Annotated in this window: 26 protein-coding genes; 7 read left to right on the top strand and 19 right to left on the bottom strand. The window is 35.4% G+C overall.

Annotation, left to right across the window (positions count from 1 at the left end; all coding sequences use genetic code 11):
- Positions 1-2: 2 nt before the first annotated feature.
- From AEQU1_RS13635 to AEQU1_RS13650, 4 genes are all read right to left on the bottom strand, one after another.
- Entirely contained in the window at positions 3-590 is a 588-nt protein-coding gene (locus AEQU1_RS13635; protein ID WP_146743758.1) for a hypothetical protein, read from the bottom strand.
- A 116-nt stretch (positions 591-706) separates the two neighbouring features.
- Positions 707-2,011 carry a deoxyribodipyrimidine photo-lyase gene (locus tag AEQU1_RS13640; RefSeq protein ID WP_111881968.1) on the bottom strand — a complete coding sequence of 435 codons (1,305 nt, stop codon included), beginning with the start codon at positions 2,009-2,011 and terminating at the stop codon, positions 707-709.
- A gap of 1 nt (position 2,012) precedes the next feature.
- Positions 2,013-2,708, bottom strand: coding sequence for an SDR family NAD(P)-dependent oxidoreductase (locus AEQU1_RS13645; protein WP_111882072.1), 696 nt, complete (start codon positions 2,706-2,708; stop codon positions 2,013-2,015).
- Positions 2,709-2,724: 16 nt separating this feature from the next.
- On the bottom strand, positions 2,725-3,186 hold the full coding sequence (locus tag AEQU1_RS13650; RefSeq protein ID WP_111881970.1) for an SRPBCC family protein: 462 nt from the start codon (positions 3,184-3,186) through the stop codon (positions 2,725-2,727).
- Between the two features lie 335 nt (positions 3,187-3,521).
- Between AEQU1_RS13650 and AEQU1_RS13655 the strand changes: the two genes are divergently transcribed.
- Complete coding sequence (locus tag AEQU1_RS13655; RefSeq protein ID WP_111881971.1) at positions 3,522-4,367, top strand: DUF2911 domain-containing protein; 846 nt, start codon at positions 3,522-3,524, stop codon at positions 4,365-4,367.
- 44 nt (positions 4,368-4,411) lie between these two features.
- On the opposite strand, the gene AEQU1_RS13660 is transcribed toward AEQU1_RS13655, so the two are convergent.
- The 7 genes from AEQU1_RS13660 to AEQU1_RS13690 all read right to left on the bottom strand — a co-directional run bounded on the left by AEQU1_RS13660 (position 4,412) and on the right by AEQU1_RS13690 (position 11,082).
- Positions 4,412-4,864 (bottom strand): hypothetical protein, encoded by a 453-nt coding sequence (locus AEQU1_RS13660; protein WP_111881973.1) that lies wholly within the window; start codon positions 4,862-4,864, stop codon positions 4,412-4,414.
- Positions 4,861-5,361: a hypothetical protein gene (locus AEQU1_RS13665; protein ID WP_111881975.1), complete on the bottom strand. Its 501-nt coding sequence runs from the start codon at positions 5,359-5,361 to the stop codon at positions 4,861-4,863. The genes AEQU1_RS13660 and AEQU1_RS13665 overlap by 4 nt, the downstream gene beginning before the upstream one ends.
- 23 nt (positions 5,362-5,384) lie before the next feature.
- Positions 5,385-5,936, bottom strand: coding sequence for an RNA polymerase sigma factor (locus AEQU1_RS13670; RefSeq protein ID WP_111881976.1), 552 nt, complete (start codon positions 5,934-5,936; stop codon positions 5,385-5,387).
- A gap of 65 nt (positions 5,937-6,001) precedes the next feature.
- Positions 6,002-7,828, bottom strand: a complete 1,827-nt coding sequence (locus AEQU1_RS13675) for an ABC transporter ATP-binding protein (protein ID WP_111881978.1) — start codon at positions 7,826-7,828, stop codon at positions 6,002-6,004.
- Positions 7,828-9,543, bottom strand: coding sequence for a phospho-sugar mutase (locus tag AEQU1_RS13680; protein WP_111881979.1), 1,716 nt, complete (start codon positions 9,541-9,543; stop codon positions 7,828-7,830). The genes AEQU1_RS13675 and AEQU1_RS13680 overlap by 1 nt, the downstream gene beginning before the upstream one ends.
- Before the next feature lie 39 nt (positions 9,544-9,582).
- Entirely contained in the window at positions 9,583-10,536 is a 954-nt protein-coding gene (locus tag AEQU1_RS13685) for a glycosyltransferase family 2 protein (RefSeq protein WP_111881981.1), read from the bottom strand.
- Positions 10,537-10,539: 3 nt separating this feature from the next.
- Positions 10,540-11,082 (bottom strand): DUF4199 domain-containing protein, encoded by a 543-nt coding sequence (locus AEQU1_RS13690; protein ID WP_146743759.1) that lies wholly within the window; start codon positions 11,080-11,082, stop codon positions 10,540-10,542.
- 192 nt (positions 11,083-11,274) lie between these two features.
- On the opposite strand from AEQU1_RS13690, the gene AEQU1_RS13695 reads away from it, so the two are divergent.
- The 3 genes from AEQU1_RS13695 to AEQU1_RS13705 all read left to right on the top strand — a co-directional run bounded on the left by AEQU1_RS13695 (position 11,275) and on the right by AEQU1_RS13705 (position 13,183).
- Entirely contained in the window at positions 11,275-11,556 is a 282-nt protein-coding gene (locus AEQU1_RS13695) for a type B 50S ribosomal protein L31 (protein WP_068760700.1), read from the top strand.
- A 106-nt stretch (positions 11,557-11,662) separates the two neighbouring features.
- Complete coding sequence (locus AEQU1_RS13700; RefSeq protein WP_111881984.1) at positions 11,663-11,980, top strand: hypothetical protein; 318 nt, start codon at positions 11,663-11,665, stop codon at positions 11,978-11,980.
- A 27-nt stretch (positions 11,981-12,007) separates the two neighbouring features.
- Positions 12,008-13,183, top strand: coding sequence for a GlmU family protein (locus tag AEQU1_RS13705; protein ID WP_111881986.1), 1,176 nt, complete (start codon positions 12,008-12,010; stop codon positions 13,181-13,183).
- 320 nt (positions 13,184-13,503) lie between these two features.
- Here the strand turns inward: AEQU1_RS13705 and AEQU1_RS13710 are convergent, their stop codons facing one another.
- From AEQU1_RS13710 to AEQU1_RS13730, 5 genes are all read right to left on the bottom strand, one after another.
- Positions 13,504-15,084, bottom strand: coding sequence for a DHA2 family efflux MFS transporter permease subunit (locus tag AEQU1_RS13710; RefSeq protein WP_111881987.1), 1,581 nt, complete (start codon positions 15,082-15,084; stop codon positions 13,504-13,506).
- Between the two features lie 2 nt (positions 15,085-15,086).
- Positions 15,087-16,169: an HlyD family secretion protein gene (locus tag AEQU1_RS13715; protein WP_111881989.1), complete on the bottom strand. Its 1,083-nt coding sequence runs from the start codon at positions 16,167-16,169 to the stop codon at positions 15,087-15,089.
- 13 nt (positions 16,170-16,182) lie between these two features.
- The gene (locus AEQU1_RS13720; protein WP_111881991.1) at positions 16,183-17,493 is read right to left on the bottom strand and encodes a TolC family protein; all 1,311 of its coding nucleotides are present in this window, start codon (positions 17,491-17,493) and stop codon (positions 16,183-16,185) included.
- Positions 17,483-18,106 (bottom strand): TetR/AcrR family transcriptional regulator, encoded by a 624-nt coding sequence (locus AEQU1_RS13725; protein ID WP_181566783.1) that lies wholly within the window; start codon positions 18,104-18,106, stop codon positions 17,483-17,485. The genes AEQU1_RS13720 and AEQU1_RS13725 overlap by 11 nt, the downstream gene beginning before the upstream one ends.
- A gap of 140 nt (positions 18,107-18,246) precedes the next feature.
- Positions 18,247-19,887 carry an ABC transporter substrate-binding protein gene (locus AEQU1_RS13730; RefSeq protein WP_111882073.1) on the bottom strand — a complete coding sequence of 547 codons (1,641 nt, stop codon included), beginning with the start codon at positions 19,885-19,887 and terminating at the stop codon, positions 18,247-18,249.
- 61 nt (positions 19,888-19,948) lie between these two features.
- On the opposite strand from AEQU1_RS13730, the gene mtaB reads away from it, so the two are divergent.
- Entirely contained in the window at positions 19,949-21,280 is a 1,332-nt protein-coding gene (mtaB, locus tag AEQU1_RS13735) for a tRNA (N(6)-L-threonylcarbamoyladenosine(37)-C(2))-methylthiotransferase MtaB (RefSeq protein WP_111881994.1), read from the top strand.
- Positions 21,281-21,285: 5 nt separating this feature from the next.
- Here mtaB and AEQU1_RS13740 read toward each other — a convergent pair whose 3' ends face one another.
- Positions 21,286-21,585 carry a GNAT family N-acetyltransferase gene (locus tag AEQU1_RS13740; protein ID WP_111881996.1) on the bottom strand — a complete coding sequence of 100 codons (300 nt, stop codon included), beginning with the start codon at positions 21,583-21,585 and terminating at the stop codon, positions 21,286-21,288.
- Positions 21,586-21,832: 247 nt separating this feature from the next.
- On the opposite strand from AEQU1_RS13740, the gene AEQU1_RS13745 reads away from it, so the two are divergent.
- Both AEQU1_RS13745 and AEQU1_RS13750 read left to right on the top strand, forming a co-directional pair.
- Positions 21,833-22,492 carry an alpha/beta fold hydrolase gene (locus AEQU1_RS13745; RefSeq protein ID WP_111881997.1) on the top strand — a complete coding sequence of 220 codons (660 nt, stop codon included), beginning with the start codon at positions 21,833-21,835 and terminating at the stop codon, positions 22,490-22,492.
- Between the two features lie 59 nt (positions 22,493-22,551).
- The gene (locus AEQU1_RS13750; RefSeq protein ID WP_111881999.1) at positions 22,552-23,472 is read left to right on the top strand and encodes a lytic transglycosylase domain-containing protein; all 921 of its coding nucleotides are present in this window, start codon (positions 22,552-22,554) and stop codon (positions 23,470-23,472) included.
- A 40-nt stretch (positions 23,473-23,512) separates the two neighbouring features.
- Here the strand turns inward: AEQU1_RS13750 and AEQU1_RS13755 are convergent, their stop codons facing one another.
- Together AEQU1_RS13755 and AEQU1_RS13760 are read right to left on the bottom strand one after the other, a co-directional pair.
- On the bottom strand, positions 23,513-24,214 hold the full coding sequence (locus AEQU1_RS13755; RefSeq protein WP_111882000.1) for a TlpA disulfide reductase family protein: 702 nt from the start codon (positions 24,212-24,214) through the stop codon (positions 23,513-23,515).
- 117 nt (positions 24,215-24,331) lie between these two features.
- Positions 24,332-24,898: a DUF2892 domain-containing protein gene (locus AEQU1_RS13760; RefSeq protein ID WP_111882002.1), complete on the bottom strand. Its 567-nt coding sequence runs from the start codon at positions 24,896-24,898 to the stop codon at positions 24,332-24,334.
- Between the last annotated feature and the right edge of the window lie 89 nt (positions 24,899-24,987).

Genomic DNA, 24,987 nt, shown 5'->3' on the forward strand with positions numbered 1-24,987 from the left:
ATTTATGCTTTCCGGTTTTTGTTGATTTCGTCTTGTAATTTTCTGCGCAACTTTTGTTCACGTTCAAGACTATTACGGCGATAATCTTCAAGTTCCATTTCCATTTCGACCATTTTTAGCTCTGCTGCATTTGTGATTTTTGAACTATTTAAAAATCTATAAAAAAGAAAACCTACGGACAAAAGCAATAAAACGATAATACTCCACATAATAGTATTGTAAGTAGTTTTTGAAGTTAAAATGCCAAAAATAGCTATTCCGTCTTCTTTCTCTTTTGAATTAGATAGATTTTGTTGGGTGTTTTTTAAATTCTGACGGAGTGAATCAACTTCTTTTTTTTGTTGGCCTAATTCACTTTCCTGACTATTTATTTTTTTTTCCAAGGAAGAAACGGAATCTAAAATATTACGTTTTAAAGTCGCAAGCTGTGTCTTTTTCACAACCTTATATTCTTGATAACTGTTACTTTTGTCAAAAGCATCAGTCATTTGCTCATTAAGTGTATTTTTTCGAATTTGAATGGAATCTTGCGCTGCCATATGCAGCGTAAATAAAAATAGGGGGAGGGTTAGAAATAAAATCTTCTTCATAATTTCAGGCTTGTTGCTTTGTTAACTGTGCAAGAGTAGCAAAATTGTGCAAAACAGCATAAAATTACCGTTCATTTACCTTTTTTTTAACAACCTGTTTTTATGAAGCTCTACATTTAAGAAACTGCTTCCTTATAAACCCGTAAACATCTTTCTCGCGCTTCTTTGTGGTCAACTATTTTTTCGGGATAGTTTTCTGATTCTAATTCAGGAACATATATTTTGATGTACTTATAATCTTTATCAAATTTTTCAATTTGTGTAGTTGGATTAAAAATTCTGAAATAAGGTGCTGCATCAACACCACTTCCTGCGGCCCACTGCCAGTTTCCTACATTGCTTGACATTTCATAATCAAGTAACTTTTCAGCAAAATAGGCTTCTCCCCAACGCCAATCTATTAAAAGATGTTTGCAAAGAAAACTTGCAACAACCATTCTAACACGGTTGTGCATATAACCAGTTTTATTTAGTTGGCGCATTCCGGCATCCACTAAAGGATATCCAGTTTTTCCATCTTTCCATTTTTGGAATTCCTCTTCGTTATTTCTCCATTCAATTCTGTCATATTTTTTTTTGAAAGCATTCTTTAAGGTTTCGGGGAAATGCCATAATATTTGCATAAAAAATTCCCGCCATATTAGTTCCTGCCAAAAGACCTCATTTTTTTCAGCTGTTGCTTTTTTAATCATTTTTCGGATGCTAACGGTTCCAAAGCGGAGGTGTGGTCCTAAATGTGAAGTTGAATCCATGGCGGGAAAATTCCGCGTCTTTTCGTATTCTTCGATGGTTGTTGGCGTAACATCATATTGAGGAATCTCAATTTTGGATTTTTCGAAACCAATATCACTTAACGAGAGATTTGGAAGTCGCGAATTTTGATGCAAATTTTTCAAAAATTCGTGGGTGTAATATATCTTTTCGTCAAAATTACTCTTAAACTTTTCCTTCCAGCGCTTCATATAAGGCGTGTAAACGATATACGGATTACCATCGTCTTTTACCACTTCGTCCTTTTCAAAAATTACTTGGTCTTTATATGTATAAAAACCTATTTCTTTTTGAGAGAGAAACTTTTTAATCTGTTCATCACGGTTTTTTGCATACGGTTCATAATCGTGATTTACTATCACATTTTGAATATCAAATTCTAAAATAATTTTTTTAAAAACCTCTTCCGGTTTGCCCTGATAAATTGCAAGGCTACTTCCCTTTTCCTGTAATTCAGTGCGCATCTTTTGAACTGTTTCAAAAATAAAAGTAACCCGTGCATCATCTTTCGGAAGCTCGTTTACTATTTCTGAATCGAATATGAAAATGGGCAATACGGGAAATTTTCCGTTAAGCGCTTTGTAAAATCCCACGTTGTCATCCAATCGTAGATCTCTTCGGAACCAAAATATATTAACTTTTTCTGGCAATTTAATTGACGTTTAAAGTTGAAAGACCACCGTCCACACCAAAAACCTGACCTGTGATCCATTGTGACTCATCATTCAGAAGAAATGCGGCCATTGATGCAATATCATCAGTTGTGCCTACTTTCTTCAAAGGGTGACGCTCGGCCATTTTTTCTTTTTTGGCATCGTTATTCAAAAGTTTTGAAGCCAAAGGCGAATCTGTTAGTGAAGGTGCAATTACGTTTACACGGAAGTTTGGAGCATATTCAGCTGCAAATGCTTTGGCAAAACCTTCAATAGCACCTTTTGATGCCGAAACGCTGGTGTGAAAGGGCATACCAACTTTAACAGCAACCGTGCTGAAAAAAACCAGACTTGCCTGGTCTGCATTTTTCAGTTTTGGCAACAATCCATGGACCACGCGAACGAGGGAGTGGAAATTGAGTTCCATATCTTGGATGAAAGATTCGTGACTCATCATTTTGAAAGGTTTTAAATTTATACTGCCTGGACAGTAAACCAGCCCGTCAATCTTTTCGGGCAGATCTAAAGTTTTAATATCATCTTTCAACGCATCAAAGGTAAGGTGTGTAATTCCATTCGGAATATTCACGTTGCTTCGGGATGCAATGATTACGTTGTGGTTTTCTTTCAGCTTGGCAGCAATAGAAGCTCCAATTCCGTAGGAACCGCCGATTAGAAGTATATTTTTTTGCATTGTTTTGTTTTTGAAATTATATGGCTCCAAAGAGTTCAACCAATTTATTTTTTCGGTATTCAAAAATTTCGTTTAATTTCGGTTTTACCAAAAAAGGATGTACTAGCTGTCCAAGAATTCCAAACGGAAGTTTGTAATGGAGCAAGTCCTCCATTTCCACCCCACCATCAATTTCTTTAATAAAATGTTTGTGATGCCAAAGTGCATAAGGCCCAAAACGCTGTTCGTCCACAAAATATTCTTTATCTACCACGTGGGTTATTTCTGTAACCCATTTGGTTTTTATCCCTAAAATAGGGGTTACGATATATTCAATGATCTGCCCTGCAAACATAGGTCTGTCTGCACCCGACTGAATATTGAAACCCATATAATCTGGCGTAATTACTTTTAGGTTTTTCGGGTTCGATAAAAAATTCCAAGCCTCCTCCATAGTTATGGGAAGATTTTGTTTTGCGTGCAGTGTATATATTTTCATTAAGCCTTATTTGTTCTGCTTAAAAGTAAGTTTTCTGTTCATACGCAGTAATCTATACGTATTGGTTTCCACGGCTCTATTTGAAAACCTTATTCTGAATGTTTTAAGTAATTGTTTTAGCATATTAATTTCAATTTTTGTTTAAAATTACTTTGTTTTATCATATTAAAAAAAGTTTAAACAAAAGATTAACAATTGTTCCGTATTGGTACAATAGCTTTAATTCATGCTAATTTGAGAAATTTTAAGTTTTTACTTTTTTAGGGTTTTCTTAACTTTTAAAAAAAATTCAAACAGTAACTTCGTAAAAATATAAACACCTTAAAACCATTATTATGAAAAAGATTATTTTACTTTTTTCTGCCTTGATGCTAACTGTTGGCATTCAAGCACAGATTCAAACACCACAACCCAGTCCGTTTCAAAAAATTGAACAAAAAGTGGGGCTTACCGATGTAACTTTGGAATATTCAAGACCTTCAATGAGAGGTAGAACAATTATGGGAAATTTAGTTCCTTATGATAAAATGTGGCGTACAGGGGCTAATGCAAATACAAAGATAACTTTTGGTGAAGATGTTGAAGTTGGGGGCAAAACCCTAAAAGCTGGATCGTACGCCATATATACAAAACCAGGTAGTTCAAACTGGGAAGTGTTTTTCTATAATGACACATCAAACTGGGGAACTCCTGAAAAATGGGATGATAGTAAAGTAGCAGCCCAAGTTTCGGTTCAAGCGTACCCAATACCAATGGATATCGAAACATTTACAATGTCTTTTGATGATTTGAAGAATGATTCGGCAATGTTAGGGATGATGTGGGAAAAAACATATGTAGGCGTGCCCATTAAATTTGGAACAGACAAAACGGTTTCTGAAAATATTCAGAAAGTGATGAATGGCCCTGGAGCAAACGAATATTACGCTGCGGCTGTTTACTACCTTGAAGCTGGGAAGGATATAAACCAAGCAAAAACCTGGATTGACAAAGCGATTGATATGAATAAAGAACCTGCTTACTGGCAGTTACGTCAAAAATCGTTGATTTATGCAAAGGCAGGTGATAAGAAAGGAGCTATTGAAGCTGCAAAAAAATCAAAAGAACTAGCTAAAGCTGCTGGAAATAATGATTATGTTGCTTTAAATGAAAAATCCTTGAAGGAGTGGGGCGCAATGTAATTAGCCTAATTAAAATAAAAAAAGCCCCAAAGTTGGGGCTTTTTTTATTTTGGACCTTTAGAGCCTTTTTCGCCTTTACTTTGTCTGTAACGATCTAAAAGCTCCCTTTTAAAATCATCCTCTGCTTTTTTGAGGATTATTATTTTTTTTGGAGAAATTACGTTTCGCAATTCTGTAATCATTTGTTTGCGCAGCTCCAGTTCTTCACTTTCAAGAGATAAACTTTTATCTATTAAGTTATTGGCTTCAGTTTCGTTTAAATTATCCAAACCATTACGTAACTTCTGAAATATTTCACTTTTTTCCTTCTTGCGCAAGTCGTGAAACTTTTCTTCATATCTGTTATAAACAGGCCAAAACTTTTCAGCTTCTGAGGAAGTAAGTGCTAATTTTTCCGTTATATAAGCTGTCTTTAAAGCTTTAATTTTTTCGTGTTTTCCATCTTGCGCATTTATTGTTACGGTGGCAAGTAAGAATATAAAAAATAACTTTTTCATTGTTCGTTTATTAGGGTTTCTTCATCCATATTCTCTAAAATATAGTTTTCCAACGCTTGATCAGAAAATTGGCTAGTTTCAAAATTTACCGCTTTAATATCTTCATCGTCTATAAAGGAAGTTAAATCATATAAATCCAAATTTAAATTCCCTTCTTCAATATAATTGTCTATTGCCGCCAATTGTAAGGTATCTAGGGTTGACTTGGAAGTATCAGTATTAAAAATCGTAAAACCAAGGATCAAACAAGCGGCAATTGCAGCAGCGTAACCAAAATATTTTTTCGGAAAAAGCGAAATTACTTTCTGAGATTTTTCTGAAGCATTCATGGTTTTCAAAACTCGTGCATCCAAATTATCAAAGTAACTGTCGGGAACTTTAAAGCCAGCAGATTTAGGAAAATTCTCTTCCGAGATCTTGCTAAAAAGACGTTCCTCAAAAGTTTCAAAATAACCTTCTGGTATTCTAAAATCGGGTATGTTTTCTTCTTTTTTCAATTTAAATTATGACTGTTAATAGGTTATAAAGTTTCATTAGTCTTTATGAATTCAGTGATTTTTTTCACTGCAATGTGATAACTACTTTTCAAACCACCCACAGAGGTTTCTAAAATTGCTGAAAGCTCTTCAAAAGTGTGGTCTTCAAAGTATTTCATTGTGAATATCAACCGTTGTTTTTCTGGTAGCGTTGCAATCGCTTTTTGAAATTGTAGCTGGATTGCATCCCCTTCAAAATATACATCGCTCTCTAGTTTACGCACGGCATTATCTTTCATATTCTCAATGGACACATTGTTACGTTTCGCTTTTTTGTTGAGAAAAGTTATGGATTCATTTGCGGCAATTCTGTACATCCACGTGTGCAACTTGCTGTCTCCTTTAAATGAATTAATGTTTCTGAAAACCTTGATAAAAGTATTCTGTAGGACATCATCAGCGTCATCGTGGTCCAAAACCATATTACGGATTTGCCAATAAAGCCGTTCCTTATACTGTGAAACAAGCTCCCGAAATGCAGACTCTTTATCTGCTTCGGTCTGTAATGCCGTAACTAGTTCTTTTTCTTCAACCATTTTTAAGTGCGCAACTTATTTATAGGACTAAGTTACTTCAGAATGGTTTAATTGAATGTTAAGAATTATGCAAGAGATTGCATTTCCACTAAACTGTAGTAAACTCCTTTTTTCTCCAAAAGCTCTTGGTGCTTGCCCTGTTCCACAATTTTTCCTTTGGAAAGAACCACAATATTATCAGCATTTTGAATAGTTGAAAGTCGGTGTGCAATAACGATTGAAGTTCTATTTTTCATCATTTTTTCCAAAGCATCCTGTACCAGACGTTCGCTTTCAGTATCCAAAGCAGAAGTTGCTTCGTCCAAAATCATTATCGGTGGGTTTTTCAGAACCGCGCGGGCAATGCTCAAGCGCTGTTTCTGACCGCCGCTCAGTTTGTTTCCGCTATCGCCAATATTGGTTTCAAAGCCTTCAGGAAGGTCTTTTATGAATTCATATGAATTACTAATTTCCGCAGCTTCCATCAATTCTAAATCGGAAGCTAAGGGTTTTCCAAGTTTTAAGTTATTGCCCACGGAATCATTAAAAAGAATAGAATCCTGCGAAACGATGCCCATCAAACCACGTAGCGATCTTTTTGAAATGTCTTTTATATCTACACCATCAATTTCTATACTGCCTTGGTTTACATCGTAAAAGCGAGTAAGTAAATTCGCAATAGTGCTTTTTCCGCTACCGGACTGGCCAACAAGGGCAACGGTTTTTCCTTTAGGAATTTCCAATGAAAAATCTTTTAAAACATATTGATCATCATATTTGAACGAAATATTTTTGATAGAAATCACGCTGTCAAAACCTTCTTTTTGAACCGGGTTTTCAATATCTGTAATTGTATTTTCGGTTTCCAATAATTCGAAAATACGTTTTGCAGAACCATCTGCGCGTTTTATGGAATAGCTCGCCTTTGCAATGGCTTTAGCCGGAGTAAGAATGTTGTATGCAAGCGTAATATAGCCAATAAAAAAACTGGCCTCAAGTGTTTTGTCAATAAATACTAAATAGCCTCCAAAAACCAAAAGCACCCCGATAGTTATAATTCCTAAAAGTTCACTAACCGGAGAAGCGAGGTTTTGTCTATTTGTTACATTGTTGGAATATTTATAAAACCGTTCATTGCTATCTTCAAATTTTTTCTGAAATAGATTTTCAGCGTGAAATGCTTTAATTATTCGCAATCCACCCATTGTTTCTTCTAAAATAGAAAGAAAAATACCTTGTTCTTCCTGTACTTTTAAGGAACGTTTTTTCAAAGACTTTCCAATTTTTGAAATTAAAAAACCCGAAATTGGTAAAAATAGAAATACAAAAAGAGTCAGTTTTGCACTGATAAGCAGCATCGTTATTAACGAAAATAGTATGGTAAGTGGCTCACGGACAATCATTTCCAACACGGAAAGTACCGAATTTTTAACTTCATCTACATCGCCGCTCAATCGTGAAATTGTATCGCCCTTTCTTTTTTCGGAATAAAACGCCAAAGGAAAGCTGATTACCTTTCTATAAAGGTCGTTGCGAAGATCCCTTAAAACCCCATTTCGCATAAAGGTGGAGTAGAACATTGCCAAATAATTGCTCAAGTTTTTCAATAAAAAAAGTGAGATAATTATTCCCACCATAGACATAAGCACTTTAAACTCTCCGTATTTATTGATGTTATCAATAATAACATAATTTAACGATTCCTGTAAATAGTCTTTTATTTTTGAAATACCTTCATATACTGGTTTTGCTTCAAGTGTGCGATTATTGCTAAATATAATTTCAAAAACTGGAATAAGCGCAACAAATGAGAGTGTGCCAAACAACGCATACAAAACATTGAAAAATATATTTAAATACGCATACCTTTTATAAGGGAGGACATATCGTATTACTTTTTTGAAATAATTCATTAACTGATGTTTAGTTGTGCAGCAATGGCTTCTATTTTTTTCTGAAGTATTTCTTCAAAATTTTCTTTTTCCGAAGTGTTCACGCTAATGTAGAACTTTATTTTGGGTTCTGTGCCGCTGGGTCGCGCTGCAATTTTGCTACCATCTTCGGTGTAATAGATCAATACATTGGATTTTGGAAGATTTAATGACAAAGTTTCCTGTTTTTTGAAATCTGTAGTTTCGTTTTTTGAAACATCATCCATTCTAATTACATTACTTCCAGCAATTTCTTTGAAAGGATTTTCACGTAGCGTTTTCATTATTGCAGAAATTTCTTCTGCCCCTTTTTTTCCTTTTTTCGTAATTGAAATAAGATGCTCGCGATAGTTCCCAAATTGATTGTAAATAGCATTCAAATATTGAAACATACTGCTTCCTTCGGCTTTTTTCTGTGCTGCAATCTCGCAAGCTAATAGAGTAGCGGTAACCGCATCTTTATCACGTACAAAATCGCCCACTAAATATCCAAAACTTTCTTCGCCGCCGCCAATAAATTCAAGCTCGGGAAAATCCTTGATCATTTTCGCAATCCACTTAAAACCTGTAAGTCCTTCAATATATTTTACATTGAAATGTTCCGCAACCTTTTCTACCATTGGGGTTGAAACTATTGTGGAAGCTACAAACTGTTTTCCGTTCAGTTTCCCAGCTTTTTTCCATTGTTCCAAAAGGAAATGCGTCATCAAAACCATAGTCTGGTTTCCATTGAGCAAAACCATTTTATTTTCGTCGTTTCTTACAGCAATTCCCAATCGGTCACAGTCGGGATCGGTTCCAATTACAATATCTGCATTTTCTTTTTCAGCAAGTTCCAATGCCATTTTTAAAGCGGCTGGTTCTTCCGGATTTGGCGATTTTACCGTTGGAAAATCTCCGTTTGGTTCGGCTTGTTCTTCAACAATAGAAACATTTTTATAACCTGCATACTCCAAAACCTTCGGAATCATTGTGATTGAAGTGCCGTGAAGCGAAGTAAAAACAATTTTTAAGTTGTCTTTAGCTTCTTGAGAGGTATTGAAAGTTCCATTTTTAATTGAAGCATTTGCAAATGCTTCATCTACTTCTGAATCTATAAATTGAATCAAATTTTCATTCGCTTCAAATTGTATATCTTCATATTTCAATGAATTTATTTCAGCAATTATTTCGCCATCCTGCGGCGGAACGAGCTGTCCGCCGTCTTCCCAATACACTTTATAGCCGTTGTATTCAGGAGGATTGTGTGAAGCAGTCAAAACGATTCCAGCTTGACAGTCCAACTGTTTTACCGCAAAAGAAAGCTCTGGTGTGGGTCGTAATTCTGAAAAAAGAAAAACTTTTATTCCGTTAGCCGAAAAAACATCTGCTACTATTTTTGCAAATTCTTTGCTATTGTGGCGACAGTCGTATGCAATTGCAACTTTAATTTCTTTATTCGGAAACTGTTTTAGGAGATAATTTGAAAGTCCTTGCGTATTTTTACCTAAAGTATATTTATTGATTCGGTTGTCGCCAAGGCCCATTATACCTCGCATTCCGCCAGTTCCGAATTCAAGGTTTTTATAAAAACTGTCTTCCAATCCTTCGGGATCGTAAGCAATCATTTCTTTAATATCGTGTTTGGTTTTTTCGTCGAAAAAGGGGGTAAGCCACTGGTTAACGCGGGCTAAAATTTTCGGGTCTACGTAAATCATTCGCTTAGATTAAGGTGCAAAAATAAAGAATCTCTTAGTTTAATCTTTGAAGTTTCTTTGTTCTTTGATAATGTAGTTTCGGGAATCTTTTTTACTTCTGAGAATCAATTCGCCCAAAAATCCTGCGAGGAAGAGTTGGGATCCCAAAATCATTGCGGTTAGTGCAATATAAAACTGTGGTCGCTCTGTAATGAGCCTGCCATAAGGATTCAAAAATAGTTTATCAATTCCTAGATAAAGCGCCAAAAAGAAACCTATTATAAGCATTATTGCGCCCCATGCGCCAAAAAGATGCATCGGCCGTTTTCCGAAACGTGATAAAAACCAAATGGTTATCAAATCCAAGAAACCACGGATAAAACGTTCTGCGCCAAATTTTGTGGTTCCGTATTTTCGTGCCTGATGCAAAACAGGTTTTTCTGAAATTTTATTGAAGCCTGCATTTTTAGCTAGCACAGGAATATATCTGTGCATTTCGCCCGTAACTTCAATAGATTTTACGACATCACGCTTATAAGCTTTCAAGCCACAATTAAAGTCGTGCAGTTTTACGCCTGAAGTTTTTCGCGCTGCGTAATTGAATAATTTTGAAGGCATGTTTTTGCTGATAACAGAATCGTACCGTTTCTTTTTCCAGCCTGAAACAAGGTCGAAACCTTCCTCGGTAATCATTTTATAAAGTTCTGGAATTTCCTCAGGATTGTCCTGCAAATCGGCATCCATTGTTATAATCACATCTCCTTTCGCCATCGCAAAACCAGCGTGCAGCGCTTGTGATTTTCCATAATTTTTTTGAAAACGAATTCCTTTTACTTCCTTATTTTCTTCAGAAAGTTTTTCAATGATCTTCCATGAACTATCTGTACTGCCATCATCAATAAATATGAGCTCGTATAAAAAACCATTGGATTGCATAACGGATGCAATCCAACGGTACAATTCATTAAGTGATTCTTCTTCGTTAAGAAGCGGGATGACGATGGATATGTTCATTAATTAGTTTAACGGGTTTGGGTTTTTCGTTTTAAAGATCAGTGCTACAAGCAGTCCGATAACACTCATAAATGCAAGTCCAAAGACATAATTTTTCAGTTGGGATAAAATTGCGAAATTATCCTGATCTGCCATTTTAGCCATTTGTTTATCAATTTCTATTTGTGGTGTACCTAATTTTTGCAAAAATTCTGCTGTCATTTCTAAAGTTCTCTCTTGTAGAAAGGCTGCTAAATCAGGATCGATAATGTTGAATATTAAAATTCCAACCAACGTACTTATAAGAGATCCAATAGCAACAGTTATAAAATAAACTGTAAATGCTTCCTTAAAGCTCATTACTCCGCCAAGAATTCCTTTTGCTTTTGCTACAGAAACAATTGCAACTACAATAACAATAAGAAAACTTAAAATTCCTATCCACCATTTTGTAAAAAGTTCGGTATTTAACACATACATTAATGTGGTCATTAGAGCAAGCACGACACCTAGAATGAGGCCATAGTTAACTGCAGATTTTTTAATCGAAATTGGTTGGGTTTCCATTTTTATAATGTTTTTTTGGTTCGCGTTGTTAGTAAACAAAGATAGCAAAACGTTACATTTGCCAGCGATTATGAAATGAATTAAAAAAGTGAATAATTTTGTTGCTAGTTTCCAATTAATACTTAAATTTGCAAACTCAATTCCGAAAGGTCGGAAGAGCGCATTTTAAATAATAATATTACAATTACAGAGATGAAAAAAGGTATCCACCCAGAAAATTATAGATTAGTTGCTTTTAAGGACATGAGCAATGAAGATGTGTTCCTTACAAAGTCAACTGCAGATACTAGAGAAACTATCGAGGTAGATGGTGTTGAGTATCCTTTGGTAAAGATGGAGATTTCACGTTCTTCACATCCTTTTTATACCGGAAAAGCAAAACTTATCGATACTGCAGGACGTATTGACAAATTCAAAAACAAATACGACAAGTTTAAAAAGCCTGCTGCTAAAGAAGCTAAAACTGAAGAATAATCTTCAATTTGGTAAAACATATAAAAGCCTTCGAGAAATCGAGGGCTTTTTTTATTATTGTTAGGTGGAGCTTTATTATCTTTAATTCTTAATAAAAATTAAATAAATGATACTACCGTGGGCAAAGCTGATACCAACCGCCATCTCTATAGTAGAAATGGCTGGAAGTGTACTCTCTTCCAATCAAAAGGCAAAGGCAAGATTAGCAAAAATCAATGATTTTGATCCAGAAAGTTTATCGAAACGTATCGAAGTTCTAGAAAGTAACGAGCTGAAACAAGCAGAGCTTATTCAACAAATGGCACAGCAAAATCTAACCCTAATTAAAAAAGCCGAAAACAATTATAAGCTAGCAATTCTAGGTTTTATTATTGCATTAATATCGATAGTTTTATTTTTCATACTATTCTTTTTGAAGCTTTAAAACTCAAACATAACAACCATAAATAAAATGAATTATATTCTCTTTGACGGAAACGTCCGTGACCAATTGTTGCCTTTCACATTTACACGTCCAGTGGCAGATATTCGAGTGGGAATTTTGACTATTCGTGAAAAATGGGAACACCTTTTGGGTTTTACCACAACTACGGTTACTGAAGATTATCTTTCAGAAAAGTATCCCTTTTTGGAGCTCGAAAAGAATATTCTTATAAACGCTTCTTTTCTTCCTTCCGAAAATTTGGTAAACATTATTAAAGGTTTAGAAGAAAATCAAGCCGTTTTTTTTGATGACGAACCCATAGCCTTTTATACAACTGAAGGGCAAGAAGTAGATTTTGAAAACTTTGATATCATTCAATACAAACACAACGATGTTTTACGAATAGAACACACTTGGGATATTTTTTCAAAAAATGGCGAAGCAATAAAACGCGATTTTGAAATGCTTACTGAAGGACGTAAATCACAAGCCATTCCCAAAGGTGTTTGGACAAAAAATCCTGAAAATATTTTTATTGAAGAAGGAGCAAAAATTGAATTTTGCACTTTAAATGCTTCCGAAGGGCCAATCTATATAGGCAAAGATGCTGAAATAATGGAAGGTTCATTGGTGCGCGGACCTTTTGTATTATGCGAACATTCAACTCTAAAAATGGGTGCAAAAATATACAGCAATACTACAATCGGACCACACTGTAAAGTTGGGGGAGAAGTGAATAATTCGGTTATTTTTGGATATTCAAACAAAGGGCACGATGGATTTTTAGGGAATTCCGTTTTGGGGGAATGGTGCAATTTAGGTGCGGACACTAATACATCCAACTTAAAAAATAATTACGCGGAAGTGCGGCTTTGGGATTATGAAACTGAAGGTTTTGCCCGAACTGGACTTCAATTTTGTGGTTTAATGATGGGCGATCACAGCAAATGTGGCATAAATACAATGTTCAATACAGGAACAGTTGTGGGCGTAAGCGCCAATATTTTTGGAAGCGGTTTTCCTCGTAATTATGTGCCAAGTTTCAGTTGGGGCGGAAGCGGTGGTTTTACAACCTATAAAACTGACAAAGCTTTTGAAGTTGCAAAAGTGGTGATGGACAGAAGAAATATTGAATTTTCAGAAATGGATGCCAATATTTTGGAGCATATTTTTGAAGAAACGACAAATGGGAGAAAGATTTAATGAAGGAATAAAAAGTATATTATCGTTGAAATAATTATAATCATTACGCCGCCAAAAACAATTGCTAGGTTTTTTTGGCGGCGTAACTCGTTTTCTTTCAAACGTTTCTTGAATGTTTCAAATTGGTAGGGCGACATTTTTTTGTAATCATCAATCTTCCCCTAATGTTTATTCGTTTCGGATATATCTTTTTCGAATTTATTTTTTCGGGTTCTCTTGTTGTTTTTAAGAGAAGTTATCATTGATTGAGCATTCCCGCCTAAAATTATTTTCTGTAATTTTTCAGATAATATACAAAAAATGAAATTTAACTATTAAACCTAATGCACCGCCGAAGTATCAACCTTTCCAGCACCTTTCTTAATTAAAAGAACAAAAGGAACACAAAGTAGAAATAATGTTCCCATATAAAGGAAAACTTCCATATACGTTAAAACTGTTCCCTGAACTGTTATTGTTCCTTCCAAAACCTGATAGGCACGTGCCAAAGCTTCGTTTGCGCTAAAACCTTTTCCCATAAACATTTGTTGCAAACCTTGAATACGGTTTTGCACATTCGGTTTTGTGGGATCGATACTCGGTATTAAATCCACGCGATGTTGTTGGTTGAATCTGAAAATCATTGTAGTTATAATCGCAATTCCGAAAGAACCTCCCAATTGGCGCATCATTCCGGTAAAAGCTGCACCTTCTCCAATTTCTTTTCCTTTTAGAGTGGAAAGCGCCAAAGTGGTAATAGGAACAAATAGAAGTCCTAATCCAACTCCACGAACTACAAGTGGCCAAAACAGATGTTCACTTCCTGTATCAGGCGTCATTAAATTGTGCATCCAAAGGCTGAAAATGAAAAATGTTATAAAACCAGCAGCCACCAAGTACTTTTGTGGTACACCGCGTTCAATCAGTTTTCCTATAATAGGCATCATCAATCCCGTAGTTATTGAACTTGGAATGAGTAGTAAACCTGCATCGGTAGCCGTCCAGCCCAAAATAGATTGCGTATAAATTGGGATGATAAAAGTGGTTCCGTAAAGACCAAATCCTAAGATAAAAGTCATTATTGTCCCAACCATTAAATTGCTGTTCCGCAAGACACGAAGGTTTACAATGGGGTGTTTATAAACCATTTCGCGCCAGATAAAAGCAATTAACCCAAAAACGGTAACAACACTCAGAGCTGTGATTAAATTGTCATTGAACCAATCGTCCTGTTGCCCGTGTTCCAGTACAAATTGAAGCGAACCAATAAAGGAGGCCAAGAACAAAATTCCCCACCAATCCACTTGATTTACCTTCAATTTTTCCCCGTATTTAGGACTTCGAACGTACGCCAAGGTTAAAAGGGTAGCAATAATTCCAATAGGAATATTTATATAAAAAATATAGGGCCACGAAAAATTATCTACTAAATATCCACCCAAAGGTGGTCCTAAAGTTGGACCGACAATTACGCCCATTCCATAAATAGCCTGAGCCATTCCTCGTTTTGCAATAGGATAACTTTCCGTAATAATTGTTTGGGCGGTTACAAGCAACGCACCACCTCCCAATCCTTGAATAAAGCGAAAGGCAACCAATTCCCAAATATTTGAGGCATTTCCGCAGAGAAAAGAAGCAACCGTAAAAATAACAATGGAAGCTGCAAAATAATTTCGTCTTCCAAATTGCTTTGAAAGCCAGCTCGTCATCGGTATTACAATTACGTTTGCAATGGCATAAGCAGTAATTACCCAAGCAATATCTGTTAATGTTGCTCCCAAACTACCGCGCATATCGTTTAATGCAACGTTTACGATGGTTGTGTCAATTATTTCTAAAAGCGCACACAGTACAGCGGTAATGGTAATAATGATCCTTCTTGTACCGTATTCTACAAGACTGTCTTCTTCTTTCTCCTGCATAACTATTTCAAGTGAACATCCACATCTGCATTCATTCCGGAACGTAAACGTGCAAGTTTTTCGGCATCATTATTTTTAGTGAATTCAATTTTTACGGGAAGTCGCTGAATAGTTTTCACGAAGTTTCCCGTAGCATTATCTGGTGGCAACAGGGAAAATTTTGATCCAGTTGCGGGTGAAAAAGTTGCAATAGTTCCATCAAAATCCTCGCCTGGATAAGCATCAATTTCAATAGTTACTTTTTGCCCAACTCTCATTTTGTCCAGCTGTGTTTCTTTAAAATTGGCAACAACCCATTTATTATCGGTGTTTATCAAATAAAATAGAGATTGTCCCGCTTGCACAAATTGACCGGGCTGCATATTTACTTCACTCAATTGGCCGTCTATTGGCGCTAAAACCACTGTATAATCAAGATTTAATTGGGCTGCATCAACCATAGCTTGCGCACTTTTTACATTTGCCTCTGCTACATTCACTTGTTTTTCTGAAATGGTTGTTTGCGAATTTGCTGCATTACTTTGGCTAGAAGCAGCCTTCTGCTGACTTTGAAGTATCTTTAACTGATTTTCGGCTTCTTCTTTTGCAGCTAAAGCTTGCTCGTATTGTTGTGCAGTTATTGAATGGTTTGAATAAAGATTTTCATAACGTTTAAAATCGCTTGTTGCTCGCCCCAATTTTATACGCGCACTCTCAATATTTCCACCTGCGGAAGAAACTTGAGCAGTGGAAGCTGCGGCATTTGCACGATACGAACCAATGCTGGCTTCGGCTACATTTACTTGACTTTCGGCAGCGGCTAATTGTGCTTTTGCTTGTTCCAATTTTACCAAATAATCATTTGTGTTTATGGTGAAAAGAGTGTCTCCTTTTTTAACTTTTTGATTGTCGGTTACATATACTTTATCAATATAACCGCCCACGTGAGGAATGATTGAATTCATATTAGATTCAATCTGAGCATCATCCGTACTTTCGTGAGAAAGGGAATGAATGTATTTATAACCTCCGTAAACTAAGCCTACAAGAACTAATGTAGAAATGATTATTATAAATTTCTTATTGGTTTTTTTCTTTTGTTCCATTGCAATTAAAAAATTATTGTTGGTTGAATTGATTGGTTAAAACTCCTTTTGCTGTAAGCAGTTCGTAATATTTTTGATTAATATTTGCTTGTGAATAAGCTAAATCTATTTTGGATTGAAGTTGCTGAACATCTGCTTCCAGCAAATCGTTGGTGTCTGAAAGGCCATTGTCGTATTTATCTTTTACGATTCTGTAATTTTCAATCGCTTGTTCCTCAGATTGGGTGTAAACTTCAAATTTTTTCTGTGAAAGCTCATATTCCTGTTTCGCGTTTTCAACCTGAACTTTTATTTTATCGGAAATCATACTTACTGTATATTCCATTTCCTGCACTTTGCTTTTTGCAAGTTTTACATCACTTTTTGTTTTGAAAATATTTGAAAGATTATAGGAAACCCCAACCCCAATATTCATTGCATTAGTAACCGTAAGGGCATTGTTAAGATCCAAGGCAATATACCCGCCAACCAATGCTAACGACGGATAATATGCGCTCTTGGCAACCTTTATCTGGTCTTTGGCAGCTTCTTCCTGAAACTGAAGTGCCTGTAAATCATTACGTGCAATTTCAGATGAAATTAAACCCGAAACATTTCCAAAATCAGTATCGATGGTTTCAATTACTGTGTTTTCGGGAAGCTTTAGAGTAACCGCTAGTGTGTAGTTTAAAATGCGTTCGTTCTTTTTTGCTTCCTCGAGACTTATTTCAATATTAGACTGCTGAAGTTTCGCTTTTAAAAGATCATTTCGAGCCAGTAGTCCGTTTTCTTCCATATTTGAAAAATCGGTTACGCGCTGCTTTGCACTCTTCATATTTTCTTCAATTAATTCAATGGTTTTGTTGGCCTTATATAGGTTTAAATAATTCTGAATAGTTTGTAGTGCAATTTGTTCCTTTTCATTTTTCGCATTGAACTGCGCGGCTTTGTATTGATTTTCACCAGCTTTAATAGTGTTTTTCAATTTGAAACCTGAAAAAATAGGCATTGAAACATTGGCCTGCCCCAATAACAAACTATTTACATTTGGTTGTGCTGTTTGTACACCGCCGGCACTGTCTGAAGTTTGTGTCCTTAATTTAACATCGGCCCCCGTCAAATATCTGTACTGACCGGAAATGTCTACATCGGGATATTGCAGGTTTTTAGTAACATTTAATTGGCTTTCTGCATTGGCAACTTTTGTGTCCACAATTTTTGAAGCATCGCTATTTTGAATAGCCAAATTAACTGCCTCTTCTAAAGTAAGTTGTTTTATTTGTTGGGCCTCCATATTTGCAGTTCCCAAAACTAAAAGGGAAAGCAATAAAAATTTAATCCGCATAAGTAAGTAGCGCTTTAATGGTTTGTTGAATATGTTTTGTAAGGGTTGTGTGGACAAATTCATCGAGTGAGATTTCATCCGTAAGATTATGTAGTGAAGTATAAAATCGTTTGTTGTAATAAAAATGGAAATAGGTGCCCATAATTGTGGGAACAATAAGTGGAATGTTCACCTTTTTCGAAAAAAATCCTTCCTTTTGTCCGTTTTTCACGAAGGCTTCAATTACTCTGTAGTTTTCATCTTTTTGCTGAAGATACTTTTCAAAATTGATGCTTTGTGAATCATCTTTGGAATATTCAAAATTTACAATTTTGTGCGTCCGTCTATTTTTGTGAATACGCATTACTACAAATGCAACTATTTCATCTATTTTTTCTGGATAGCTTATCTCTTTTGAAAGAATTGATTTTAATTGGATTTTAAAATCTGCCATTCTATAACCCAAAAGTGCCTCGAGCATTTTCTCTTTACTTCCGAAGTAATAGGAGATCATAGCCACATTAACGTCGGCTTCTTTTGAAATTTGCCTCACCGAAGTTCCATCAAAGCCATTTTCTGCAAAGAGTTTTTCGGCAACCTCTAAAATCTGAATCTGTTTTTCGTTCAATTCCATAAGCGAATATTTAAATTCGGGCACAAAATTAAACAATTGTTTAAATTAAACGTTTGTTTAATTATTTAATTTTTCAAGTTTAACATTTTTATAAAAAATGAGTTAGATTTCACAATCGGAATTGATTGTTTTAGAAATTATTATTTAGTCTTTTTTACATACTTCAAAACCAAAAAATTCTGAGGATTTATGCCAAGTCCCGACACTTTTTTATTAATAAAGCGCACGGCCATATCATAGAAGAGAGGTACTATTGGCGCTGCTTCAATAACCACAGAATCCATTTTGCTGTAAAGGATTTTACGTTCACTTATGTCTGAAATTGTGAGTGATTTTTCATATATACTATCAAAAACAGGACTGTTGAAGTGCATATAGTTTGGACCATCTGGCGCAAAATTAGGGCTATAGAAAAGGGAAAGATAGTTTTCGGCATCTGGATAATCAGCAATCCAGCTGGCTCGAAAAATATCAAGCTCGCCGCTGCTTTTCATCTGTCTAAGTGTGGAAGGCGGCATCACATCTATTGTTACCGTAATTCCTAATTTTTCAAGTTCACGCTGCACATATTCACATAAATCTAAATATTGACTATTCGTGCCAATAGTTATTTCTGGATTTTTATCTCCCGTTTCCGTTTTATATTGCTCAATTAATTGTTTCGCCTTTTCTGGGTTATATGTATAACCATCAATCTCAGCATATCCCGGTAAACCTTTAGGAATAAAGCCGTGAATGGCTGGAATTCCCATTCCGTTTCGCAAATAAGTAACCATTTTTTGGCGATCGAAACCATAATTGACGGCTTGTCGTAAGGTTTTGCTTTGTATCTCGGGCGTATTGGCTTCAAGAAAAAAGCCAAGGTATTCTGTGTTTAAATAGGGCCCGGTAATCATATATGCCAAGTCATTATATTTTGGTTGCAATTTTCCGTGGGTGGTTAAAAGTTCATCTTTATAACTGCTGTCCAAACCAGAAATGAAATCCAATTTTCCTTGTGCGAATTGTAAAAATTCACTTTGCTTATCAGGCAAAAAAGTGATGGCGACTGCTTCCAAATAAGGGAGCTTGTTACCATTTTCATCTCTTTCAAAGTAAAGGGGGTTTTTTCTGAAAACGAGTTTTACGTTTTCTTCCCACATTTTAAATTGAAAAGGACCGGTTCCCACTGGATTTCTTCGGAATTCATTACCGTAAAATTCCACCGCTTCTTTTGGGACAACTGAGCAATAACGCATAGAAAGCAATCCCAGAAATGCAGGAAATGGTTGTTTTAGCTGAATGACCAAAGTGGTGTCATTTTCTGCTTTATAGCTTTCCACATAATTCATCACCCAACTTCCTGATGAAGCTATTTTTTCATCGGTCAATCTATCAAAACTGTAAACAAAATCTTGGGCGATAACTTTTCGCGTATAGCGCGTTGGAGCGTGAAGTCCTTTTTTTGCGAAGGCTTTATTTTGATGAAAAAAAACATCGTTCCTTAGAAAAAAAGTGTAGGTATAGGTTGAATCGTTTATGATCCAACTTTTTGCAATATCTGGTATTATATTTAAGGAATCGTCCAACTGAATTAAACCATTATAAAGCTGGTTGTCGGGCCAAATGGCTTGTGGATTTCTTGCAAATGCGGGATCGAGGGTGGGAATGTTTCCGACCTCGTTATAACGGAAAACAAGGTGGTCTTTTTCCGATTCTACATTATTTTCACAAGAGAACAAAATAAGAATGGCGCAACATATTGAAATTCTTTGGATTAGGTTTTTTAAAGGCTCTTGCATGCGTTTTTGGGAACCGAATTTAGTTTGTATTTTTGTGCCCTCGTTTGCCAAAAATACAATAATGAACGCACCAAAAAAAGTCGCTTTCTACACTTTGGGTTGTAAACTCAACTTTAGCGAAACTTCCACAATAGCCAGAAATTTTGAAGGAGAGGGATTTCAGCGTGTTGATTTTTCTGAAAAAGCTGATATTTATGTAATAAACACCTGCAGTGTTACAGAAAATGCGGATAAGCGCTTTAAAACAATTGTAAAACAAGCTCAAAAGGCAAATCCCGAAGCTTTTGTTGCCGCGGTTGGTTGTTATGCCCAATTAAAACCACAAGAATTGGCAGATGTTGACGGTGTGGATTTGGTACTTGGGGCAACTGAGAAATTCAAAATCACAGACTATTTAAACGATCTAACAAAAAATGATTTTGGCGAAGTACATTCCTGTGAAATAGAAGAAGCAGATTTTTACGTAGGTTCCTATTCCATTGGAGATAGAACGCGGGCTTTCCTAAAAGTGCAGGATGGCTGTGATTATAAATGCACGTATTGTACCATTCCCTTGGCACGGGGCATTTCACGAAGTGATACTTTGGAAAATGTTTTGCAGAACGCTTTTGAAATTTCACAACAGGGAATAAAGGAAATCGTTTTAACAGGTGTAAACATTGGCGATTATGGAAAAGGAGAGTTCGGAAATAAAAAACACGAGCACACTTTTCTTGAATTGGTGAAAGCTTTGGATGAAGTTGAAGGTATTGAGAGGCTTCGTATCTCTTCTATAGAGCCAAATCTTCTTAAAAACGAAACTATTGATTTCGTTTCAAAATCGAAAACATTCGTGCCGCATTTTCATATTCCATTGCAAAGTGGAAGCAATCAAATTTTAAAATTGATGCGCCGTCGTTATATGCGCGAACTTTACACAGAAAGGGTAGAGAAAATACGCGAAGTTATGCCGCACGCCTGTATTGGGGTGGATGTTATTGTTGGTTTTCCAGGGGAGACCGAAGAACATTTTTTGGAAACCTATCATTTTTTAAATGAGATGGATATTTCTTATTTGCACGTTTTTACATATTCCGAAAGAGATAACACTCCTGCAGCGGAGATGGAAGGGGTAGTGTCCAAGAAAGTTAGAAACAAACGGAGCAAAATGTTGCGTGGCCTTTCAGCAAAAAAGAGAAGGGCTTTTTATGAAAGCCAGTTGGGTACTGAAAGAACTGTTCTTTTTGAAGGGGAAAACAAAGAAGGATATATTCACGGATTTACTGAAAATTATGTGAAGGTAAAAACTCCGTGGAATCCTGAATTGGTAAATACATTACAGCAAATTACCCTCTCTGAAATTGGCGACGACGGATTGGTTAGATTCGAAATTGCAGCCCCTGTATTACAATAGTATTGCTAAATGTTAATCCCTACGGGAAGTAATTCTTTGTACTTTCTACGGTTTTTTCGCATAAAGCCTGCAATTTCAGGACTAGTGGGTACTAAACTAATGCCTCGTTTTTTTACTTCTTCAAAAACCGCTTTAATAAAAATATCACGAAAACCCTGTTCTTCCAAATCATCCGGCATTTGGTATTTAGTTAGAAATATTTTTCGATCTTGAAGAGCATATTCTATGCACGCCATATTATCACCAATTTCAAGTTCAAACTGTCTTAAAAATTCGTTGTCTGTAATTTCTACATCTTCTATCATTGTGAAGTTGTTTTAAAAATTTGTTAAGCACTTTTACTTTTAGTAATTGAGTGCGTTACTTTAAAATAGTAGTTTTTAATGAAAAACTATTATTTCATATTCAGTATTAAAAAATGTCTGGTTTGGTTTCAAAGTAAATTATCAGTAGGTTTTTCAGTTTTTAAGGAAACTATAGTATAATTTTATCTTTGTACCCGTAAATTTACGAATAATCTTTGGGCTATGCCATTTTCTTCACAAAAGACTTATGAATTCTGAAAAAACACACGTTTATTTTGTTCCCGGAATGGCTGCCGGTAGTGAAATTTTTAGGAACATCAAATTTCCCGAAAACTATAAAATCCATATTTTGGAATGGTTGATTCCAGAGAAAGATGAAAACCTGGAGGCTTACGCTAAAAGAATGGCGATAGAAGTAAAGGAAAAAGATGCAATATTGATTGGAGTTTCCTTTGGGGGCGTTGTTGTTCAAGAAATGAATCATTTTTTAAAATTGAGAAAACTGATAATCATTTCCAGCGTAAAAACACGAAATGAACTGCCGCGGCGCATGAAACTTGCAAGTCTGACCAAAGCTTATAAACTTATTCCCACCAGTTTGGTTTTAAGTGCAGAAGATTTAACCAAGTTTTCCGTTGGTCCAAAATCAAAAAAGAGATTGGCGATGTATCAGGAATATCTTCACGTACGCAACAAACAATATCTAGATTGGGCACTTGAAAAAATGGTGACTTGGAACCAAAAGGAAAAAATTGAAAATATCATTCATATTCACGGCGAAAAAGATATGGTTTTCCCCATAAAATATATTGATGAATGTAAAGTTATTAAAGGGGGAACACATATAATGATTTTGAACAAAGGCAAGGAAATCTCAAAAAAACTGGTAGAAATATTTGAGGAATAATTTTTGCTTTTCTATTGAAAAATAGCATTATTAAGTATCTTTATTAAAAATTAGATTATATGAAGACGATAGGTAAAATAGGCTTGGGAATAGCGGTTTTGACAGTTTGTGCATTAAGCATTCACGCAGTGCAAGATGCTCCAACTGATGAGAATTTTGAAAAGAAATTGGTAAATGATTATAATGTATATGCATTGCCTTTGCCAGAAAAAATGGATTTTGCGGGTGAAGCCGTTCCACTTCAAAATCCAGATATTCGCGAGCGAATGGATAGAGAGTTGTTAGTAAATACCTATTGGCAATCCAATGGACTTTTGCTTTTTAAAAGAGCCAATAAATATTTTCCGCTAATTGAGCCTTTATTGAAAAAATATGGTTTGCCAGACGATTTTAAATATTTGGCGGTAGCTGAAAGCGGTTTGGAATATACCAGCTCTCCTGCAGGAGCCTCTGGCATTTGGCATTTTATGAAGGGTACGGGCTTGGAATACGGCCTTGAAATCAATGATTATGTTGATGAGCGCTACAATCTTGAAAAAGCAACAATGGTTGCGGCAGAATATTTAAAAAGTGCCAAAAACAAATTTGGAAGTTGGACCATGGCAGCCGCATCTTATAATGCAGGAGTAGGGGGAATGAACAAGCAAATAAACAGACAAAAAGAAACCAGTTATTACGATTTACTTTTAAATGATGAAACAAGTCGCTACGTTTTTAGAATAATGGCTTTGAAGGAAATTATGACTCATCCGCAGCAATATGGATTTAATTTTAGAGAAAAGGATCTCTACTCAAGCATCCCTACATTTAAAGTAAAAGTAGATACTCCTGTTGATGATTGGGCTGAGTGGGTAAAACCTTATGGTATTAATTATAAAATCCTCAAACTTCACAATCCTTGGCTTCGCGATACTTTTTTGAAAAATTCTTCTGGGAAAGAATATTTTATAGAAATTCCTGAAAAAGGATACTATAACTAAAACTAAAATATTTATAAAAAAACCCGTAAAATTTTAAATTTTACGGGTTTTGTTTTGATGCAAGATGTTCTTTTTCTTCACCTCCAGAGTTTTTTAGTAACGATATTCCATTTAGGAATGAATTATAGTTCAGCTCAAAAGAAATTTCATATTTTTCGTTGTAGGGATGAAGTACACCGCGCCTTACATCAACAATGCGTTTATTTTCATCAATAAAAAAAGAAGTTGGAAAACCGAGACTGTGTTTCATTATTTCCACAATATGGTCATTGGTGTTTTCCTTTTCATCCACATAAATAATGTTTATTTTGCTGGAGTACTCGCGTGCTGATTTTCGAACATTTTCTTTGGAATCCCAAAAAAGGACAACAAAATCAATGTCTTTATAATACTTTTCAGCAATTTCATTCAAAGCAGGAATTTCACCTACACCCGGTGTACACCAAGAAGCGTAAGTCATTAAAAAAACAGGCTTTTCAAATTTGTAAAGCTCAATTTTTTTTCCTGAAAATTTTCTAACTTTAAAATTGTCGAGATAACTTCCGTTCACCACATTATTTATAAGGGAATCGAATAGAAATTCTGCACGCTCAAAATCTCGATCTGCATATGCATCTTGAGAATTTTTGACGTACTTTTTAATATTTCTACCAATAGCTTCAGAAAAGAAAGAGCTTTGCTCGATCTGTGACTGCGCTGTAATAGTAATAAATAGGAAAAGATAAAGTAGTTTTCTACCCATAAGCATAAGCTTTGGGCAAAGTTAATGTAGTTCTGATTCTTATAATGAGCTATTCGACAAATAGTTATAAAAATCGTTGAAATGCATAATAGGCTAAATGCTTTTCAGGGAATGAGTTTAAAACCTTCTTCCGCCACGGCCACTGCGTCCAAATTGCTGTTTCGGCTGCCCCATTTTTTTCATTTGTTGCTGCATCATTTTTATTTGTTCATCCAGCATACCATGATTATCAAGTTTTTTTGCTTCGGCAAGTAATAAATCAGCCTCTCTTTTACGATTCTTCGTCATTGAAATACCCGCCAAATTCAATTTGGTCATTGCCATATCTGCAGACATATTCAAACCAAGTTTTTCAGCTTTCTTAAAGTATTTTTCTGCCTCAACCATATTGGTTTGAGAAACCATTAAACCATTCAGATAATTGTAATAACCTTCCTGTTTAGGAACTAATGCAGCACTTGGATTGCCAATTTTATCAAGCCATCTTTTGGCTCCAGGAAAATCTTGCTTACGAAGGCGAAGAAAGGCTAGCAATATGATTTCGTTTTTGAAATAGAGAAAAACAAATATCAAAGAAAGCAAAATAAGCATAATACCGTTGCCAATATTTGTTTCTGTGAATTGCCAAACTGCCGCTCCTATTACCAGCGCGGACAAAACTAATTTTATATTTTTATTGAACATGGATCATCTTTAAAATGGCCTGCAAAGGTATAAAAACTAAATCCTTTTTAGTAGATTTTGTATTGTTCTGAAAGAATTATTTTTCTAAA

Origin of the sequence: Aequorivita sp. CIP111184, assembly GCF_900489465.1 — a bacterium.
Lineage (GTDB): Bacteria > Bacteroidota > Bacteroidia > Flavobacteriales > Flavobacteriaceae > Aequorivita.

Excerpts from the sequence above, each read along its gene's own strand:
- AEQU1_RS13745 (WP_111881997.1), top strand. The coding sequence starts at position 21,833 with ATGAATTCTGAAAAAACACACGTTTATTTTGTTCCCGGAATGGCTGCC.
- AEQU1_RS13730 (WP_111882073.1), bottom strand. The coding sequence starts at position 19,887 with ATGCAAGAGCCTTTAAAAAACCTAATCCAAAGAATTTCAATATGTTGC.
- AEQU1_RS13740 (WP_111881996.1), bottom strand. The coding sequence starts at position 21,585 with ATGATAGAAGATGTAGAAATTACAGACAACGAATTTTTAAGACAGTTT.
- mtaB (WP_111881994.1), top strand. The coding sequence starts at position 19,949 with ATGAACGCACCAAAAAAAGTCGCTTTCTACACTTTGGGTTGTAAACTC.
- AEQU1_RS13700 (WP_111881984.1), top strand. The coding sequence starts at position 11,663 with ATGATACTACCGTGGGCAAAGCTGATACCAACCGCCATCTCTATAGTA.
- AEQU1_RS13715 (WP_111881989.1), bottom strand. The coding sequence starts at position 16,169 with ATGGAACAAAAGAAAAAAACCAATAAGAAATTTATAATAATCATTTCT.
- AEQU1_RS13655 (WP_111881971.1), top strand. The coding sequence starts at position 3,522 with ATGAAAAAGATTATTTTACTTTTTTCTGCCTTGATGCTAACTGTTGGC.
- AEQU1_RS13705 (WP_111881986.1), top strand. The coding sequence starts at position 12,008 with ATGAATTATATTCTCTTTGACGGAAACGTCCGTGACCAATTGTTGCCT.
- AEQU1_RS13725 (WP_181566783.1), bottom strand. The coding sequence starts at position 18,106 with ATGGAATTGAACGAAAAACAGATTCAGATTTTAGAGGTTGCCGAAAAA.
- AEQU1_RS13750 (WP_111881999.1), top strand. The coding sequence starts at position 22,552 with ATGAAGACGATAGGTAAAATAGGCTTGGGAATAGCGGTTTTGACAGTT.
- AEQU1_RS13690 (WP_146743759.1), bottom strand. The coding sequence starts at position 11,082 with ATGGAAACCCAACCAATTTCGATTAAAAAATCTGCAGTTAACTATGGC.
- AEQU1_RS13760 (WP_111882002.1), bottom strand. The coding sequence starts at position 24,898 with ATGTTCAATAAAAATATAAAATTAGTTTTGTCCGCGCTGGTAATAGGA.
- AEQU1_RS13675 (WP_111881978.1), bottom strand. The coding sequence starts at position 7,828 with ATGAATTATTTCAAAAAAGTAATACGATATGTCCTCCCTTATAAAAGG.
- AEQU1_RS13660 (WP_111881973.1), bottom strand. The coding sequence starts at position 4,864 with ATGAAAAAGTTATTTTTTATATTCTTACTTGCCACCGTAACAATAAAT.
- AEQU1_RS13635 (WP_146743758.1), bottom strand. The coding sequence starts at position 590 with ATGAAGAAGATTTTATTTCTAACCCTCCCCCTATTTTTATTTACGCTG.
- AEQU1_RS13685 (WP_111881981.1), bottom strand. The coding sequence starts at position 10,536 with ATGAACATATCCATCGTCATCCCGCTTCTTAACGAAGAAGAATCACTT.
- AEQU1_RS13695 (WP_068760700.1), top strand. The coding sequence starts at position 11,275 with ATGAAAAAAGGTATCCACCCAGAAAATTATAGATTAGTTGCTTTTAAG.
- AEQU1_RS13710 (WP_111881987.1), bottom strand. The coding sequence starts at position 15,084 with ATGCAGGAGAAAGAAGAAGACAGTCTTGTAGAATACGGTACAAGAAGG.
- AEQU1_RS13755 (WP_111882000.1), bottom strand. The coding sequence starts at position 24,214 with ATGGGTAGAAAACTACTTTATCTTTTCCTATTTATTACTATTACAGCG.
- AEQU1_RS13720 (WP_111881991.1), bottom strand. The coding sequence starts at position 17,493 with ATGCGGATTAAATTTTTATTGCTTTCCCTTTTAGTTTTGGGAACTGCA.
- AEQU1_RS13680 (WP_111881979.1), bottom strand. The coding sequence starts at position 9,543 with ATGATTTACGTAGACCCGAAAATTTTAGCCCGCGTTAACCAGTGGCTT.
- AEQU1_RS13670 (WP_111881976.1), bottom strand. The coding sequence starts at position 5,936 with ATGGTTGAAGAAAAAGAACTAGTTACGGCATTACAGACCGAAGCAGAT.
- AEQU1_RS13650 (WP_111881970.1), bottom strand. The coding sequence starts at position 3,186 with ATGAAAATATATACACTGCACGCAAAACAAAATCTTCCCATAACTATG.
- AEQU1_RS13645 (WP_111882072.1), bottom strand. The coding sequence starts at position 2,708 with ATGCAAAAAAATATACTTCTAATCGGCGGTTCCTACGGAATTGGAGCT.